Source organism: Pontibacter flavimaris (assembly GCF_001907195.1).
GTDB lineage: Bacteria > Bacteroidota > Bacteroidia > Cytophagales > Hymenobacteraceae > Pontibacter > Pontibacter flavimaris.
Genome location: NZ_LVWA01000012.1, coordinates 347,435 through 364,041, shown reverse-complemented (window position 1 = coordinate 364,041; position 16,607 = coordinate 347,435). Strand labels below are relative to the sequence as shown.

The window sequence follows — 16,607 nt, the reverse complement described above, 5'->3', positions numbered from 1 at the left end:
GCCATGCGGGACTTTATACTTTTCATCGATACCGAAACAACGGGAATTCCGCAAGACTGGGACGCGCCCTACTCTGACAATGAGAGCTGGCCCTACTCCGTGCAGGTTGCCTGGGCGGTACACACCAAGGACGGGCGGGAGCTCAGGTCCGAGAACCATTACATCTACGAGCCGGAGCTGGAGATATCCGACGCTTCGGGCCGGATCCATGGGATTACGCTGGAGTTTCTGAAGGCGCACGGCAAACACCGCAGTCAGGTGCTCTCCTTGCTCGCGCGGGACCTGGAGCACTATAAGCCGCTGGTGGTGGGCCATTTTATGCGGCTCGATTACCACATGCTGGGCGTTGGATTTCATAGGGCCAACCTGCCCAATCCGCTGCCGCAACTCCCTACTTTCTGCACCATGAACGCGTCGGCTGACTTTGTGCTGCAGCCCCGCCAACGCTTCCTGAGGCTGGGGGAACTGTACGAGCGCCTGTTTCAGGAGCCGCTGCAGCACCAACACGATGCCGCCGTGGACGTAAAGGCCACTGCGGCCTGCTTCTTTAAGCTGGTGGAGCAGGGCGACATCACTGCTGAAACCATTCTGCAGCAGCAGGAGGCGCTACGGAAACCGCCTAAAGGTTGGCGGCTTAAACTAAAAGAGTCCCTGCTGCTTATAGTTGCCCTGTTTATACTTGTAATTTTACTCATCATCCTTCTATGACTGACAAACTAGCGTTTCTGAAAACGGTAAAGCCCTTTAGCCTGCTGCCCGAAGAGGTGCTGCTGGGCGTGGCCGATCTGCTGCAGGAGGTAACCTATACCAAAGACACCGCCATCTACCTGCAGGAAATAACCAGGATGAAAGGGGTGGACCTGATAGCGGAAGGGGAGTACGAGAGCTTTTTTTACGACAGCGAACAGAACAAGCGGGTGCCGGAGCACCACCAAAGCGGCTATTGCTACGGCGGCATTTCGGTGCTGCTGAACCGTAAAAGGTCGCTGCGCTCGGTTATCGCTAAAAAGGGGACGAAGGTATACTTTCTGCCGCGCCGCGATTTCAGGCAGCTTTGCCTGGGCTACGAGGATTTCTTCCACCACTTTACGGCGGAGTTTGGCCGCCGCATGCTCAACGACGAGTTTGCCCACTTTGTGAAGCGGCCCTCTGCCTTCCAGGATAATTTCATCGCCTCCGACCAGCTCTACTCCCGCAAGATAGAAATGCTCGTGTACCGCGACCTGGTAACCTGCCCCGGCGATACGCCCATCTATGAGGCAGCCAGAATGATGGCCGATAAAAAGGTCAGCTGCCTGTTTGTGCACGATGCGCAGGGGCAGATCATCGGCTACCTCACCGACATCAGCATCCGCGATAACGTGGTGGCCCGGCAGGTAAGTGTGCAGGAGCCGGTGCAGCAGGTGATGGACAACCCGATCGTGAGCATCAGCACGCAGGCGTACGTGTATGAGGCCATACTCTTGATGTTCCGCACGAAAACCCGCTACCTGCTGATAGAGCAGAACGGGCAGTACTTGGGCTTTATCAGCCGCAACAAGCTGCTGAGCGAGCAGGCGCAGTCGCCGTTCGTGTTCATACAATCAGTAAAGCTGGCCCAGTCGGTGGAGGAGCTGAAGCGGAAGTGGGAGAAGGTGCCCGAGATCGTGTACCAGCTCCTGGACCGCGGCGTGAAGCCCGAGATCGTGAACCAGGTCATCACCACCGTATCGGATACCATCACCACCAAAGTGATCGAGGGCGTGATAGAGGAGCTGGGAGCCCCGCCCGCCAAGTTCGTGTTCATGGTGTTGGGCAGCGAGGGCCGCAAGGAGCAAACGCTGAATACCGACCAGGACAACGCCATTATTTACGAGGACAAGGCCAACGAGCAGCGGGAACTGGTGCGGGCGTACTTCCTTCAGTTTGCCGAACTGGTGTCGGAGCGGCTGGATACGATCGGGTTTAGCTACTGCAAGGGCGGTTTTATGGCCAAAAACCCGAAATGGACGCACTCGCTCTCGCACTGGAAGCGCAACTACAGCAGCTGGATGCAGGAGCCCGACCCGGAAACGGTGATGAAATTCTCCACCTTCTTCGACTGCCGCTACATCTATGGCGAGGCACCGATCATGGAGGAGTTGCGCGCGTTCCTGGACGAGGAACTGCAGAAACCACTAGGCCGCTTCCTCTACCACATGGCCCAGAATGCGCTGCAGTACGTGCCCCCGCTCACCTTCTTCAAGAACATCAAAACCATTACCAAGGGCAGCCAGGAGGTATTCGACATTAAGAAAACGATGACACCGATTGTGGACCTGGTGCGCGTGTATGCCCTGAAAAGCAGGGTTTTCAAAACCAACACCGGCGAGCGGCTGGAGGACCTGAAGGCGCTGGGAGAGTTTACAGACACAGATTTCCAGGAGCTGATGCACTCTTACTATTACCTGATGAGCCTGCGTCTGAAGAAGCAGGCCGTGCAGATGATTCAGGACAAAGCGGCCCCCGATAACTTCATCGATATCCGCAGCCTGACCAAAATTGAGCAGGTAACCCTGAAGGAGATCTTCAAGACGATCGCCAACTTCCAGGCAAGTATAAAACTCAAGTACACGAACTCGCTGCTGGGGTAGTAGGGTGGGTGACGATGTCTGCTATACTTACCGCCATTTTCTAACCTGCAGCCTCATGGAAAATAACGTTACAGCCGTACCTTTGCCTGCCGCTCCGGGTAAGGGCGGCATGATGTTCTGAGACAGCGATGGGCAGTTTTATACTTTTGTTTGGATGTTTGGGGCTGGGCGTGCTGCTGCAGCGCGTAAAGGAGTTTCCGAAGAATTCGGCGCAAGTGCTCAACCAGTTCATTATCTACATCTCGATGCCGGCGCTGGCGCTCTACTTTATACCTGAGATAGAGCTGAACAGCACGGTGCTGCTGCCGGTGGGGGTGGCCTGGATCTGCTTTGGCGCGGCTGCCCTGTTCTTCTGGAGCCTGGGCAAGGCCTTTGGTTGGTCGCGCAAGCTGGTGGGCTGCCTTATACTTACCGGAGGGCTGGGCAACACCTCTTTTGTGGGGCTGCCGGTCATAGAGGCGCTCTTCGGTCCAGACAGCCTGGAAACCGTGATTCTGATCGACCAGCCGGGAACGTTTGTGGTGCTCTCCACACTGGGCATCGCGGTTGCGGCGAGTTTCTCTAGAGGCACGGCCAGTGCCGGTGTCATTGCCCGCAAAATCTTCCTTTTCCCGCCGTTCGTCGCTTTTCTGCTCGCGCTTTTGCTCAACGTGCTCCACCTGCACTTCCCCAGCGAGCTCAAAGAGGTGTTCCAGCGTTTGGGCAGTACGGTGTCGCCGCTGGCGCTGGTGTCGGTGGGGCTGCAGTTGCGGCCCGAGTGGCGCAGCAAGCACTGGGGATTTCTGGCACTGGGGCTCACCTTCCAGCTTATACTTGCTCCAGCCCTTATACTTGCGTTATACTATGGAGTATTTGGCCTGCGGGGAGAGCTACTACAAATCAGTGTTTTAGAAGCCGCCATGGCTCCCATGATCACGGCTAGTATCGTAGCGGCATCGCATGGCCTTAAACCAAGGCTGGCCAGCATGATGGTGGGTTTCGGCATCCCGCTGTCCTTCATCACGCTCGCTTTCTGGTACTGGGTTTTGAATGTGGTTATCAGTTAAAAGTTGTTAGTTATTAGGGTTAGTAGAGAACAAAAACTAATAACGAGTAACTAACAACTAAAAACTACTCCTCCTGGTACGTGTCCAGCTTTATCTTCTCGATGAGAAGGTAGTTTTTGAACTGGTGGATGATCTTGTCCATCTCGCGCTCTTTCTCCGTCAGGGCCTCTACTTCCTCATCGGAGTCCTGCAGCACGGGGCGCAGGCGCGATAAGCTGTCCTGCAGTTGCGGAAGTGCGGCCTCTGTGTGCTGGCGCAGGCTTGGTTCCATGTCTACATTTAAAGACTCCTCCAGTTCCTTGATGTACAGTTCCAGAAACTGCACCATATGCCAGGGGTTGTTAGGGCGGTTCCAGGTAAAGGAGGTGTTGCAGCGGCGGCAGCGGTAGGTGTTCAGTTTCCAGCCATGCTCGTTGGTGGTTACGGCCTGCTGCTTCAGCATGTCAGCCTTGCGGCACTTCGGGCACTGGGCATTATCCTCGATCAGTTTCTCCAGGCGGGCGCGCTTGTCCATGATGGCTTCGCGGTTTGCAGCGTGCTGCAGCAGTTGCCGCTCCAGGTTCTCGCAGGCCTGCGTCAGCTGCCGCTGGTCCTCACTCAACTCTCCATCCACAGCTAGCTGCTCGGCCCGCTTGCTGAAAAAGCGCGCCAGTTTAATCAACTCTCTCTCGTTTGCCTTCAGTGCTTTGTTCATAGGTGCAAAGGTAAGGCTTATAGTTAAAAAGTTAGAAAGTTTGGAGGTTAGAAAGTTGAGGGAGTGAAAGAGTTGAGGAGTTAGAGCGTTAAAGAGTTGGAGAGTTATGCCGCAAGTGTAGCGACAGCGTAACTTGTGGCGAAGTATGGTAGCAGTTTATAACTGCTTTGCTTTGAAAAAGCAAGGGCTGCAAAGGCTTTAGCGATACTTTATTTTAAAGACTGCGAAAGTATAGGAAGTATTAATTGTTGGTGATAACACCAACAATTAATACTTCCTATACTTTCGCAGAAAGCCAGTTGCAAACTGGCGTCAAAGCTAGCCACAAGTTACGCTACCGCTAAACTTGCGGCATGAACCTAAATTTTTAACTCTCTAACTTTCTAACTCTCTAACCTTTTAACTCCCCAACTCTCTAACTTCCTAACTCTTCTCCCTGGCTCTTTTATAGATGCGGATGGCCAGCATGAGGATGGCGGAGAAAAGGATGAGCCCGATGATGCCCCAAAGCATGCTGAGTGAGCTTTTGAGCACCACCAGGAACACGATGCTGATGAGGAAAAGCGTGGCCACCTCGTTCCAGATGCGGAGTTGGGTGGAGGTATACTTGATGAGCCCCTGCTGTTGTTGCTTAAAAATGGCGTGACAGAGGAAGTGATACACATACAGGCCCACCACAAAGCTGAGTTTCCAGACGAGCCAGCTAGGGATGGAGCCGTACAGGTAGAGCATGATACCGCCGAAAATAAGCGTGAGGATGGCCGAGGGCCAGGTGATGCCGTACCACAGCCTTTTCTGCATCAGGGCCAACTGTTTCTGAAGTATGGATTTCTCCGGCTCGGGCTTTTCGGCGGCCTCGGCAAAGTATATAAAAAGGCGCACGATGTAGAAGAGCCCGGCAAACCAGGTGACCACAAAAATGATGTGCAGCGCCTTGACGTAGAAATAGCTCATAGCAGCGGGTCGTGTTTCTGCAAAGGTAAGCCGAAATGTTTAATTGCGGGAGCAGAAGTATGATTGGAGGGATAGGGCAGGTTTATACTTTGTAGGGACAGGTCGCGCCTGTCCGCGCGATAGCCTCAACTATGAAACTTATACTTTGGAAGCAGCAGTAACAGACTCCCCTCCTTGGCTAAGGAGGGGTAGGGGTGGTTGGACCCCGTGTGCTAAAATCTCCCTCCGAGGCTATAATTTGGACACACCTTACTTTCTTCCCCACTCATTCAGATCTATATGCTGCAAGTATGCTATTGCCAGGATTTTAAATCCGGTTTTATACTTTGCTCGCTGTAGAGCTGCGACTATAAGCTGAAAGTCGGACTGCAAATCCTCATAGCAGGGGCTTCGGGATTCCAAATCCCGAATAGCAATTGGCTTTTATACTTGTGTCCTGATCGTAGCCTCGGAGGGAGAGGGGCGGTTTATCCAATAGTTTAAAAAGATACAAGCGGATATCTGCGCCATGAGCAAAGTATAACCCTCATACTTTAGAGCGAGTATGGAGACTCGCTGCACACCTGGCGTCACCGGTTGGATACCGGCGCCAGTAATGCCAGCAAAGAAAAAGAGACGCCTGTTATGGCGTCTCTTCATCCCCAAACCAATCAAATCACTAAACTCTATTCATTATACTGACTTGCTGAACACCGGCGTGGTTGGCTGGGCCTCCCAAAGCCTGGCGTCGAAGCACATAGCGATGTTGCGCAGGAACGGCCGACCGGCCTCCAGCACCTGTATGTCGTGGTTGCTGTATTCCAGCAGGCCATCCTCCTCCAGCGGCTGCAGCCTGATCAGGGCGTCCACAAAGTAGGGTAGCTCCTCCTCGGTCCAGGAAGTATACAGGCGGCACATCAGGTTCAGGATATGCTTGCGGATGATGAGGTCTTCCTCGGTCAGCTCGTGGCCTTTCAGCAACGGCAGCACACCCAATTCGATTACCTCCTCATAAGCCTCCACTTCCTTGATGTTCTGCATGAAGGCCGTGCCAGTGTCGGAGATGCTGGAACAGCCCAGGCCGATGAGCAGTTCGGTGTGGCGCGGGGTGTAGCCCATAAAGTTACGGTGCAGGGTGCCGTTCTGCGCGGCAATGTATAACTCATCCTCCGGCAGGGCGAAGTGGTCCAGGCCAATCTCCACGTAGCCGGCTTCCTCCAGCATGTTTCTGCCCAGTTCGTACAGGCCGCGCTTCTCGGATGGCTCCGGAAGGTCCTTATCAGAGTAGCGGCGCTGCGATTTGCTCTTCCAGGGCACGTGGGCGTAGCTGTAGAAGGCGATGCGCTCGGGGCGCAGCTCTTTTACACGCTCAATGGTATGGCGCACGCAGTCCGCGTTCTGGAACGGCAGGCCGTATATAATATCCGCGTTGATGGAAGTATAACCGATCTCACGGGCAATGTCAAACGTCTCCTTGGTGCGCTCAAAGGTCTGCATGCGGTTAATCACGAACTGCACGCGCGGGTTAAAGTCCTGGATGCCGACACTCAGCCTCCGGAAGCCCAGGTCGTAGAGCACCTGCAGTTGTTCGGCGTTGGTGGCGTTCGGGTGAACCTCGATGCTAAAGGCCGCATCAGGCGTAACTTCCACTTTCTCCAGCAGGGCCTCCAGCAGCTTTTTCAGGTTTTGTGCGCTAAAAAAGGTGGGTGTGCCGCCTCCCAGGTGCATTTCCGTCAGGCGGGGCTTTTCATCAAACTCGGCCAGGTACATGTCCCACTCCTCCACCATCGCCTGCAGGTAGGGCTCCTCCACCGCGTGGTTTTTGGTGATGCGCTTGTTGCAGCCGCAGTAAGTGCACAGGTTCTCGCAGAAGGGCAGGTGCAAGTATAGACTGATGCCCTCCGAGCTGTTCGTCTTCCGGAAAGCCTGCTTTACGTGCTGCATCCATTGCGCCTGCGTCAGTGGCTTCTCGTCCCAATAGGGCACGGTCGGGTAGCTGGTATAACGCGGCGATGGCACATCATACTTGGCCAGCAGTTCGGCGGGGGTGGTTTTCAGTGCTTCTTGCATTCTTTTCTCCTCTTCTACTTTGTTCTATGCAAATGTCAGGAGTATGGGCGTTTCAGGAAATGATATTTATCACCTAAAGGTATAACAGGCTGTGTTTCTTTCTAAAAAGTGCTTAAATTCACAGGATCAGCTACTTTTTGTATCTTTTACACTTATGAAAATAACGACGCCCACGCTACTGATAGATAAAGAGAAAGCCCTGCGTAACATTAGCCGCATGGTGGAGAAGGCCCGGCGAAACAAGGTGCGGCTGCGGCCGCATTTCAAAACGCACCAGTCGGTGCAGGTGGGGGAGTGGTTCCGGGAGTTCGGGGTGGAGGCCATCACCGTGTCGTCGGTGCGCATGGCCCGCTACTTTGCCTACCATGGCTGGCGCGACATCCTGGTCGCCTTCCCGGCCAACGTGCGGGAGCTGGAAAGTATAAACGAGCTGGCCTCGCGCATAAAACTGCACCTGGTGGCCGTAAACCCGGAAACCGTAACGGCGCTGGCGAAAGGCCTGCAGCACCCGGTGCAGCTCTCTGTTAAAATCGACACCGGCTATCACCGCACCGGCATCCCTGCCACAAACTATGCCGAACTGGATGCCCTGCTGAAGTTGATACAGGGGCAGGAGAAGCTGCAGTTCGCCGGTTTTGTGGTGCACGACGGCCACACTTACAAGCAAACTGACGCAGCTGCTATCCATGCCATTTTCAACAACTCAGTGACGCAACTCAACCAACTGCGCGAGCGCTACAAGGCTGATTTTCCGAACCTGCAGCGCTCCCTCGGCGACACGCCCTCCTGCAGCATCGTGGAAGACCTGCAGGGATTGGAAGAGATACGCCCGGGTAATTTCGTGTTCTATGACCTCACGCAGCAGCACATTGGCTCCTGCTCTTTCGAAGATATTGCCGTGTGTATGGCCTGCCCGGTGGTAGCCAAGCACCCTGATCGCGGTGAGATCATACTTTACGGCGGCAGCGTGCACTTCTCCAAAGATGTGCTGCTGCAGCAAGAGGACGCTCCGCTCTTCGGACGGGTGGTGGAGCTGACGGAGAATGGTTGGTCGGAGCCGCTGGAAGGGATTGCTGTGGTGTCGCTCTCGCAGGAGCATGGGGTGGTGAGAGCCTCTCCGGAGCACTTTGCAAAGTATAACATAGGCGATCTGATGTACGTGCTGCCGGTACACTCCTGCCTTACCGCCGACCTGAGAAAGGCTACCTCACCACGGAAGGCGAGCCGATCGAGCACCTGTCGGGCCTGCCGCAGCGGGAGTTGAATTCTTAAGTATAAAGTATAGCAAATTGCCCCCGGGTTTATACTTTTGCAGGCGAGAGACATGGCCACCACCACCAAACCACCCCTTCCTAAGAAAGCCGCTGCCGTAAAGGCGCCCGCCAAGCGTGTTGCCAGGCCCAGGCAGCCCCGCAAGAAGCAGGCGAGCCAGCCGCCCAGACGCTTCTGGATCGGTGTGGCTGTGCTGCTGGGTATTGCGCTGCTGGTGTTCTATGTGGAGTATTTTGTGGTGAAACCGAAGCCCGTGTGGCCCGAGGGACATACCATTTACGGGGTGGATGTGAGCCATTATCAGAAGGAGATTGCCTGGCCCAAGGTGCGGGAGAGCGAGATTACCTTTGCCTTTGTGAAGGCTACCGAAGGTGTGTCGCTGAAGGACAGGAAATTCAAGGAGAACTGGGAAGGCGCGGCCGGCGCGGGCATTATCCGGGGAGCTTACCATTTCTACCTGCCCTACCTCGACCCCGAGAAGCAGGCAAAGCACTTTACGGCCACGGTGCAGCTGCAAAGCGGCGACCTGCCGCCCGTGCTGGATGTGGAGGTGCGCGGCCGCAAGCCCATCGCGCAGCTGCGCAAAGACCTGAAAGTATGGCTGGACTACGTGGAGAACGCCTACGGCTCCAAACCCATTATCTACACCGGCTATCACTTCTATAAAGATTACCTGGCAGGCCACTTCGACAGCTACCCGCTCTGGATCGCGCACTATGAGGTACCCCGGCTAAGTATAGACAAGACCAACACCCGCAAGCTCTCTTTCTGGCAGCACACCGACAACGGCTTCATAGGCGGCATCGATGCATCTGTAGACTGCAACGTTTTCTACGGTAGCATGCGGGATCTGAAGAGTCTCTGTATTCCGTAGGAGTTGGATAAACTCACCTTGCCCTAAGAACAGGGGAGGGGGTTCTGCAGCACCGGGTCCCACCACCCCTACCCCTCCCCCGGAACAAGTCCGGGATCCGAGACTTAGCCAAGGAGGGGAGTCTGTAGCTGCTGCTTCCAAAGTATAAGTTTCATAGTTAAGGCTATCGCACGGACAGGTCGCGACCTGTCCCTACAAAGTATAAACCTACTTCTCCTGAGAAGGGAGCTATACTTGCTATAACTCCTTGTCATCTCGAGCAGGGCGAGAGATCTATCTGGAATTCTATAGAGATCTCTCCCGAAGGTCGGGATGACAAAAAGCGGGAGCTATCGAACTGATACCCAGTCTTTCCGTTGAGCGCCTTGTGAGATTCCGGTGCCCGTAAGGGCATTGCGACGTCAGGAGCAAAGGAAGGGAACACAGCGCGATGCGGGAAGACGAGCCCTCCCGGGCTGGAGGGAGCCAAAGTATAAATGCAGCGGTAGGTTTATGGGAACTAGAGGATCGGCAGAAGCTAGAAAGGATAGCTTGGTTCAGGTTGTAGGAAGCGGCGGCTAGGGGAGTATAGCCGAAGTATGAAGTATAAATAATAAGGTACAAACGGACGCTTGCGCCAGGAAAGTATAAAGTATAGCCAAAGTATAAGTATGGCTCTGCGGGCCAATCGAGTTACAAACTCGATTTCATAAAAGGACACAAGTCTGAAGACTTGCGCCAGAAGGAGGAAGTATAAAGTTTAGCTTCAAGTATAAATCAGCAAGTATAAAGTATAAAAAGGCAGGAGCTTCAAACCCGCGCCAGCGAGCCCGCTTCAGGTTAAAGGAAACGGAGGGCATAAAATAGCAGCAGGAATACCAAAGGAAAGAACTATCTCCAGAGCTATAAAAGTATAAAAGCGCGACCAAACAGCCGCGCTTTTATACTTTCTATACTTTCTCTGGCTTAATACCTATTCCGGTCCCAGGTGCGGCCGCGGTTGTGGCTGGCAACATAGTAGGGATCCCTTTGCACGTCAAAGCTGTGGTTCGGGTCGTAGTCGTAATCGCTGTCACGGTGCTGGATGCGCGGGTTTTCCCTGTCGCGGGCGTAGGTTTCGTTCGGGTACCCGGTGTGGCGGCGGCTGTAGTCGCCGGCCCCGTAGGGTTCGCCGTAGCTCATGCTGGAACTGCCCCGGTCGTAGCTGCCCATGGAGCCATAGTTGCCGGTGCCGTAGTCGCCCCGGGTGGTACGGTTATAACCGCTGCCCATGTAGCCTCCCTCGGAACCTCCGTAGCCCGAATAGCCCCTGTTACTGTCGCGGTCGGAGCCGCGGAAACTGCCGCTGCCCCGGTTGGAGCTGCCGCGGTCAAAATCGTAGCGGCCCTGGTCTGAACCCTGAAACCTGCGCGAGGTGTCGGAGCCGTATAGCCGGGAGTTGGAGTCGTTCTGGAAGGTCGAGCCATGGCTGTCGTAATCGCTCTCATAGCCGTGGCTACGCGGGCCAGAGCCTCTGTTGCTCCTCTCGCCACCGGAACTTGCGCCGCTGTAGAAGTTGTAGTCGCTTCCCTGCGGGTGCCGGCCGCCCCTGTAGTCGCCGAAGCCCTGTGCGCCCCCATAGCTGCCCATGTTGCCATAGTTGCGGGAGGTGCTGTAAGTGTCCTGGTTGCCCGTGTTGCGGGATCCGCCCATCTCATTGCCCTGGTTACCCCAGGTGCCGCTGTGGCCCTCGTTGCCATAGCCGCCGCGGGCCGAAGAGCCGTAGTCATCAAAGCGGTAGCTGCTGTCCCTTTCGGGGTAGCGGTAGCGCTCGGAGCGGTGCGTACGGTAACCGTGGTTCTCGTTCCTGTCGTAGTGGTTGGAATAATCTGTGTTCATAGCCTTATGGTTTTCGGTTAAAAAGCGATTTGTTCTATCCTCTTAACGCACAGAAAAGGCAGGGGTTGAGGTGAATTACTTCACAGGCTTCCGGGGCTTCGCATCGGGCAGTTGGTAGGCTTGTGCCGATGGCTGTGAGGTCGTTACTGCTTCCGCCGGCTGCTGCTGCCAGAAGTGCAGCAGCTCATCCTTCCCGAAAATATAACTGGCAGAGATTACCGTGGCCAGCAGCACCATGGCCACGGCCACGTGCCGAATGCCGTCGTAAAAGCCGTGCCGGGTGCGCCACACCGCGTAGCGCAGCGGCATGATCAGGGGCTGCAGCAGCGAGGCGTGCAGCAAATACCGGCGTACCCACTCCATAAAGCGTTCCTGGCCGATCACTACAATGCTGCCGAGTATCACCACGTTGGTAAGCGTGAAAAGCGCCATCATCTGCACATAGGGGTTGTCGTAGAGGTGGCCGTACTCCAGTTGGCTGTAGGCAATGGCCCCAAAACTCAGCAGGATCACCATGATGTTCGGAAGGCTGAGCAGCAGGTTGTTCTTGGGCTTGTCGTCCTTTGGAGTAGGGATGTAGGGTACTTTGATTCGGAGAATGGAGTATACCAGCCCCAGCAGGAAAATCCACCAGGTGCCCGTGCGCAGGATGCCGCCGAACAGGTGGAATCCCTTCTCATTCTTTTCGTGGTACCAGCGCTGCGCAAACTGCCTAATGCAGATGGAGATGCAGAAGAAGGGCGCGAACATCACCACAAACTCACCCAGCGACACATACCACGGAAACTCCACCAGCACCAGCGCCAGCACCGGGATCAAGAAGTCCACCAGGTTGAAAACACCGAACAGGTAGTAGAGCGGCAGCGTGAAGTAGTGAATTTTCTGGCGCATAGTGAAATGGCGGAACAGCTTGGGGTACACCATAAAGAGGAGCTCGAAGGTGCCGCGTGCCCATTTTATCTGCTGCTTGTAATAGGCCGACAGCGTGCCCGGCACCAGCCCCCGGCTCAGCATCTTGGGCACATACTTCGATGTCCAGCCTTTGGCGTGCAGCTGCATGGCCGTGTGCATGTCCTCGGCCAGGCCAGGCGCATGCCCGCCTATGCTATCCAGCGCCTTCCGGCGGAACGTGCAGTTGGCCCCGATGGCCTGCACCGTGCCGTAGCTGTTCATGCCCATCATCATGGGACCGTAAAAGCTGTAGGTCTGCTCGGCCGCGCCGTAGGCAATCAGGCTCTCCTTTTGGTTGTAGTAGCCCTGCACCACCTGCACAAAGCCCACCTCCGGGTCCTCGAAGTAGGGCAGCACCTCGTCCAGGAATTCCGGCACGGGCACGTGGTCGGGGTCAAGTATAAGGCAGATGTCGCCAGTGGCCTGTTTCAGGGCGTTGTTGATGTTGCCGGCCTTGGCGTTTATTTTCTCGGTGCGGGTAACGTGCACCACCCCCAGCCGCTCGCATACCGCCTTCAGTACCGGGTCATCGCCCTCGTCGCAGAGGTAGGCGGTGTGGGGGTAGCGGATGTTCTGGATCGCCTCCAGCGTGTTAATGACCATGCTGTGCGGCTCGCCGGGGCAGTAGGTGGTCAGTATGTCCACCGTGAACCTGGTGCGCAGCTCCGGCCGTTCGGGTATGCTGACGGCGTAGTAGTGGTACCACTCATGGAGCGTGCGCAGCAGCTTGAATACCAGCGCCGTGGTCAGCAGCCAGTAGAGCGGCTCGTACCCGATGTGCGACTCGTCCAGAAACCAATAGAGGAAAAGTACCATTGTAACCAGGCCCATCCAGATCATGAACCGGATGGTGCGTACATCCCGGCGGAGTGGCTCCTGCTCGTTTAACAAAGAAGAAGTATAAGTAGAAGAAAAAAAGTGTCGCATGGAAGAACCTCTGCTTTTGGGTGTAAATGTGAAGTGGTGTAAGGTTATTTGGGCGGAGAACTGCTGTTTTAATGGATTGCTATATAGTCCAGCTTAGGCTTGGTTCAGGACTTTATACTTGAAACAAGAAGAAATGTTATGCGTACACCTCCTGATTCTATAGATAAATTTTACCATTTCGCCCCACCTGCCATGCTTCACCCTTTGCTACGGAAGCTCTTGTCCCATACCTTTCTGCCTGCCTTGCTGTGCCTGCTGCTGTTCTCCTGCAGCAGCACCCCCGATCTCTCCGAAAAGTATAAGCCGCAGGGCCGTAAGGTGGAGGTGATCAGGAAGGGGGAGGCGTACGTGCTGCTGCGCAACGGCGAGCCATACTTTATAAAAGGCGCCGCCGGCTACGAATACTACGACCGCCTGAGCCAGTATGGCGGCAACTCGGTGCGGGTATGGCATACCGATGACGCCCAGCAGGTGCTGGACTCGGCCCACGCGCACGGCCTTACCGTGACGCTGGGGCTTTGGATGGCCCGCGAGCGTGAGGGTTTTAACTACTACGATAAAAAACTGGTGGCGCAGCAGCGCGAGGAGCTGCGCGAGGTGGTGCTGAAGTATAAAGACCACCCGGCGCTGCTGATGTGGGGCATCGGTAACGAGCTTTATGCCGATGGCTCCAACGTGAAAGTATGGGATGCCGTGAACGGGATAGCCGAGATGATCCACGAAGAAGACCCGGACCATCCCACCACCACCACCATCATGAACGTGCCGCACAAGGTCGTGAACCTGATCGCCAAGCGCGCACCTGCCCTGGACATCCTCTCCATCAACTCGTTCGGGGCGATGCACAACCTGCCGCAGGAGCTGGCCAAGACCGACTGGGAAGGCCCATACGTGATCTCAGAGTTTGGCGCCCGCGGGTACTGGGAGTCCTACTATACCTGGTGGATGGCGCCCATCGAGCAGACCAGCTCGGAGAAGGCCGAGTTTGCCCGTGCTCGCTACGAGCAGTCGGTGCTGGCCGATACCAGCCGCTGCCTGGGAGCCTACGTGTTCCTGTGGGGCAACAAGCAGGAAACCACGCCCACCTGGTTCAGTTTGATCAACGAGAAGGGAGAGGAAACGGGCCTTGTGCACGAAATGCGCCAGCTCTGGGGCGATACCACCCATACGTTGAACAAGCCGCCCTACATCGCCTACCTTACCCTGGACAACAAGTTCGCCTTCGACCAGATCTACCTGAAGCCGGAGCAGACCTTTGAGGGAGCCGCCTTTACCTTCGACCCGGAGCAGGATTCGGTGGAGGTGCAGTGGGAACTGCTGCCCGAGGCCGAGCAGCAGGATGGCAACGCCGACAAGCAGGTAAAGCCAAAGCCCGTGGAGGATGCGTTTGTGAAGCAGGAGGGCACCAAAGTATGGCTGCGCACGCCACGCCGGCAGGGCGCCTACCGGCTGTATCTTTACCTGCGCGATGGGCAGAATAACCTGACCACGGCCAACATCCCTTTCTTCGTCACGAACGAGCCACTGAAATAATTATACTTGCTATAGTGCAATAAGGTCTTCGTTTATACTTTATTTTACGCTGTTATAGCCTTTAAAACGCATTATTTGTTCAAAAGCAGGCAACCAACGGCACCTTAAGGGAGTACAATCTTTTTACGCTGCTTTGGAGGATACACGTACCTGGCTGCTCCCAAAGCAGACCCTCCATTGCCAGCCGCAGCCTGCCCCGGCGGCTGCCTTACATCTACCATCAGAACAAAACCATAATGGCTAAAGTAATAGAACTACAGGAAGGGATTCACCGGCAGGCTGCGCACGATTTTTACCGGGAGGCCCTGACCATCATGACAGAGAGCAACATTGATTTTATGGTGGGAGGGGGCTTTGCCCTGCGCCTCTACACCGACATCATGCGCGACACAAAGGACCTGGACGTATTTTGCAAAGGGAGCGACACCCCGGCATTACTGAAGGCTTTTAAAGAGAATGGCTTCGAGACAGAGCTGACCGACGTGCGCTGGCTGGCCAAGGCCATCAAGGACGAGCACTTCATGGACATCATCTTTAACAACCCCGGCAACCATTGCGCCGTGGACGATAGCTGGTTCGAGCGCTCTACCCCAAGTGAGCTGCTGGGCGTGAAGGTACGGGTGATCCCGGCCGAAACCCTGATCTGGTCGAAGCTGTACGTACAGAACAGGGAGCGCTACGATGGCGCCGACATTAACCATATTATGCTGCGCTTCGGCGAGCGGCTGGACTGGAAATGGCTGTGGCAGCACATGGAAACCCACTGGCAGCTGCTGCTGGCGCAGTTCCTGTCGTTCCAGTTCGTGTACCCCTCGGAGCGCGACCTCATCCCGAAATGGCTGGTGGATGAGCTGTTTAAACGGGCGCAGGATGAGCTGGAGATGCCGGCACCGAAGGAAAAGATCTGCCGCGGGCCGCTCATCGACCAGACACAGTACAAAATAGACATCACCGAATGGGACTTTAAGGTAGTTACCATCAGATCAGTATAAGGCATGGCTACAAAAAAGGAGAAAAAAACCAGGATTGCGGCAGTTGGCGATATTCATGTGCGGGAGACAGACAGCGGGAAATGGAAGGATTACTTTGCGAAAGTATCGGAGGAGGCGGACGTACTGGTGCTGTGCGGCGACCTGACCGACACCGGGCGCACCGCCGAGGCCGAGGTGCTGGTGGAGGAGCTTAAGTCCTGCAACATACCGGTGGTAGCCGTGCTGGGCAACCACGACTATGAGCGCGATAACCAGAAGACCATCCGCAAAATGCTGATAAAGCAGAACGTGCACATGCTGGACGGCGACAGCGTGGTGATCGGGGACGTGGGCTTTGCCGGGGTGAAGGGCTTCGGCGGCGGCTTCGACAACGCCATGCTGGGCATGTTCGGGGAGCCGATGATAAAGCAGTTTGTGCAGGAGGCGGTGGATGAGGCCCTGAAGCTGGACGGCGCCCTCTCCCGCATCGACAGCGATAACGTGGAGGTGAAGAAGATCGCCGTGCTGCACTACGCGCCGATCAAAGCCACGGTAGTTGGGGAGCCGGAGCAGATTTTTCCGTACCTGGGCTCCTCCCGGCTGGCCGAGCCAATCAACCGCCGCGAGGTGATCGCCGCCTTCCACGGGCACGCGCACATCGGCACGCTGAAGGGCGAAACCTCCAAGGGCGTCAAGGTTTTCAACGTCTCCAAGCCCATACTTGTAAAAGAGGGCTACGACCCGCCTTTCTTTATCTTTGAAGTATAAATGCTGAAGCAAAAGTATGGCTTGAGCTTATACTTTGCTCTGGCTCGTCGGAGGCGAGAGAGTATACAGAGATAAAGGTGTGGCAAAGTGAATTTATAC

At 55.5% G+C, this 16,607-nt stretch carries 14 protein-coding genes; 8 read left to right on the top strand and 6 right to left on the bottom strand.

Annotation, left to right across the window (positions count from 1 at the left end; translation table 11 throughout):
- The first annotated feature begins 3 nt into the window (after nt 1-3).
- From A3841_RS19145 to A3841_RS19135, 3 genes are all read left to right on the top strand, one after another.
- A complete protein-coding gene (locus A3841_RS19145) occupies nt 4-708 on the top strand; it encodes a 3'-5' exonuclease (protein ID WP_073854896.1) in 705 nt (234 codons plus the stop codon).
- Complete coding sequence (locus A3841_RS19140) at nt 705-2,612, top strand: DUF294 nucleotidyltransferase-like domain-containing protein (protein ID WP_073854894.1); 1,908 nt, start codon at nt 705-707, stop codon at nt 2,610-2,612. Before A3841_RS19145 ends, A3841_RS19140 begins: the two co-directional genes overlap by 4 nt.
- Nucleotides 2,613-2,758: 146 nt before the next feature.
- Nucleotides 2,759-3,658 (top strand): AEC family transporter, encoded by a 900-nt coding sequence (locus tag A3841_RS19135; protein WP_235861499.1) that lies wholly within the window; start codon nt 2,759-2,761, stop codon nt 3,656-3,658.
- A gap of 64 nt (nt 3,659-3,722) precedes the next feature.
- On the opposite strand, the gene A3841_RS19130 is transcribed toward A3841_RS19135, so the two are convergent.
- The 3 genes from A3841_RS19130 to hemN form a co-directional block, all read right to left on the bottom strand.
- Nucleotides 3,723-4,352 (bottom strand): hypothetical protein, encoded by a 630-nt coding sequence (locus tag A3841_RS19130; RefSeq protein ID WP_073854890.1) that lies wholly within the window; start codon nt 4,350-4,352, stop codon nt 3,723-3,725.
- 423 nt (nt 4,353-4,775) lie between these two features.
- Nucleotides 4,776-5,306: a CopD family protein gene (locus A3841_RS19125; RefSeq protein ID WP_073854888.1), complete on the bottom strand. Its 531-nt coding sequence runs from the start codon at nt 5,304-5,306 to the stop codon at nt 4,776-4,778.
- Nucleotides 5,307-5,978: 672 nt separating this feature from the next.
- On the bottom strand, nt 5,979-7,355 hold the full coding sequence (gene hemN, locus A3841_RS19115) for an oxygen-independent coproporphyrinogen III oxidase (protein ID WP_073854884.1): 1,377 nt from the start codon (nt 7,353-7,355) through the stop codon (nt 5,979-5,981).
- A 154-nt stretch (nt 7,356-7,509) separates the two neighbouring features.
- On the opposite strand from hemN, the gene A3841_RS19110 reads away from it, so the two are divergent.
- Both A3841_RS19110 and A3841_RS19105 read left to right on the top strand, forming a co-directional pair.
- The gene (locus A3841_RS19110; RefSeq protein ID WP_235861496.1) at nt 7,510-8,619 is read left to right on the top strand and encodes an alanine racemase; all 1,110 of its coding nucleotides are present in this window, start codon (nt 7,510-7,512) and stop codon (nt 8,617-8,619) included.
- A gap of 45 nt (nt 8,620-8,664) precedes the next feature.
- Entirely contained in the window at nt 8,665-9,501 is an 837-nt protein-coding gene (locus A3841_RS19105; protein ID WP_235861495.1) for a glycoside hydrolase family 25 protein, read from the top strand.
- Nucleotides 9,502-10,018: 517 nt separating this feature from the next.
- Here A3841_RS19105 and A3841_RS20115 read toward each other — a convergent pair.
- From A3841_RS20115 to A3841_RS19095, 3 genes are all read right to left on the bottom strand, one after another.
- Complete coding sequence (locus tag A3841_RS20115) at nt 10,019-10,201, bottom strand: hypothetical protein (protein ID WP_139308019.1); 183 nt, start codon at nt 10,199-10,201, stop codon at nt 10,019-10,021.
- 245 nt (nt 10,202-10,446) lie between these two features.
- The gene (locus A3841_RS19100; RefSeq protein ID WP_073854880.1) at nt 10,447-11,358 is read right to left on the bottom strand and encodes a hypothetical protein; all 912 of its coding nucleotides are present in this window, start codon (nt 11,356-11,358) and stop codon (nt 10,447-10,449) included.
- Nucleotides 11,359-11,433: 75 nt separating this feature from the next.
- Nucleotides 11,434-13,236: a glycosyltransferase gene (locus A3841_RS19095; protein WP_083610437.1), complete on the bottom strand. Its 1,803-nt coding sequence runs from the start codon at nt 13,234-13,236 to the stop codon at nt 11,434-11,436.
- Between the two features lie 219 nt (nt 13,237-13,455).
- Between A3841_RS19095 and A3841_RS19090 the strand changes: the two genes are divergently transcribed.
- The 3 genes from A3841_RS19090 to A3841_RS19080 all read left to right on the top strand — a co-directional run bounded on the left by A3841_RS19090 (nt 13,456) and on the right by A3841_RS19080 (nt 16,508).
- A complete protein-coding gene (locus A3841_RS19090) occupies nt 13,456-14,769 on the top strand; it encodes a glycoside hydrolase family 2 TIM barrel-domain containing protein (RefSeq protein ID WP_235861493.1) in 1,314 nt (437 codons plus the stop codon).
- Between the two features lie 236 nt (nt 14,770-15,005).
- The gene (locus tag A3841_RS19085; RefSeq protein ID WP_073854878.1) at nt 15,006-15,761 is read left to right on the top strand and encodes a nucleotidyltransferase; all 756 of its coding nucleotides are present in this window, start codon (nt 15,006-15,008) and stop codon (nt 15,759-15,761) included.
- 3 nt (nt 15,762-15,764) lie between these two features.
- Nucleotides 15,765-16,508: a metallophosphoesterase family protein gene (locus tag A3841_RS19080; protein WP_073854876.1), complete on the top strand. Its 744-nt coding sequence runs from the start codon at nt 15,765-15,767 to the stop codon at nt 16,506-16,508.
- The last annotated feature ends 99 nt before the right edge of the window (nt 16,509-16,607 follow it).

Coding starts and splice junctions, on each gene's coding strand:
- A3841_RS19145 (WP_073854896.1), top strand. CDS start 4: ATGCGGGACTTTATACTTTTCATCGATACCGAAACAACGGGAATTCCG.
- A3841_RS19140 (WP_073854894.1), top strand. CDS start 705: ATGACTGACAAACTAGCGTTTCTGAAAACGGTAAAGCCCTTTAGCCTG.
- A3841_RS19130 (WP_073854890.1), bottom strand. CDS start 4,352: ATGAACAAAGCACTGAAGGCAAACGAGAGAGAGTTGATTAAACTGGCG.
- A3841_RS19125 (WP_073854888.1), bottom strand. CDS start 5,306: ATGAGCTATTTCTACGTCAAGGCGCTGCACATCATTTTTGTGGTCACC.
- hemN (WP_073854884.1), bottom strand. CDS start 7,355: ATGCAAGAAGCACTGAAAACCACCCCCGCCGAACTGCTGGCCAAGTAT.
- A3841_RS19110 (WP_235861496.1), top strand. CDS start 7,510: ATGAAAATAACGACGCCCACGCTACTGATAGATAAAGAGAAAGCCCTG.
- A3841_RS19100 (WP_073854880.1), bottom strand. CDS start 11,358: ATGAACACAGATTATTCCAACCACTACGACAGGAACGAGAACCACGGT.
- A3841_RS19095 (WP_083610437.1), bottom strand. CDS start 13,236: ATGCGACACTTTTTTTCTTCTACTTATACTTCTTCTTTGTTAAACGAG.
- A3841_RS19085 (WP_073854878.1), top strand. CDS start 15,006: ATGGCTAAAGTAATAGAACTACAGGAAGGGATTCACCGGCAGGCTGCG.
- A3841_RS19080 (WP_073854876.1), top strand. CDS start 15,765: ATGGCTACAAAAAAGGAGAAAAAAACCAGGATTGCGGCAGTTGGCGAT.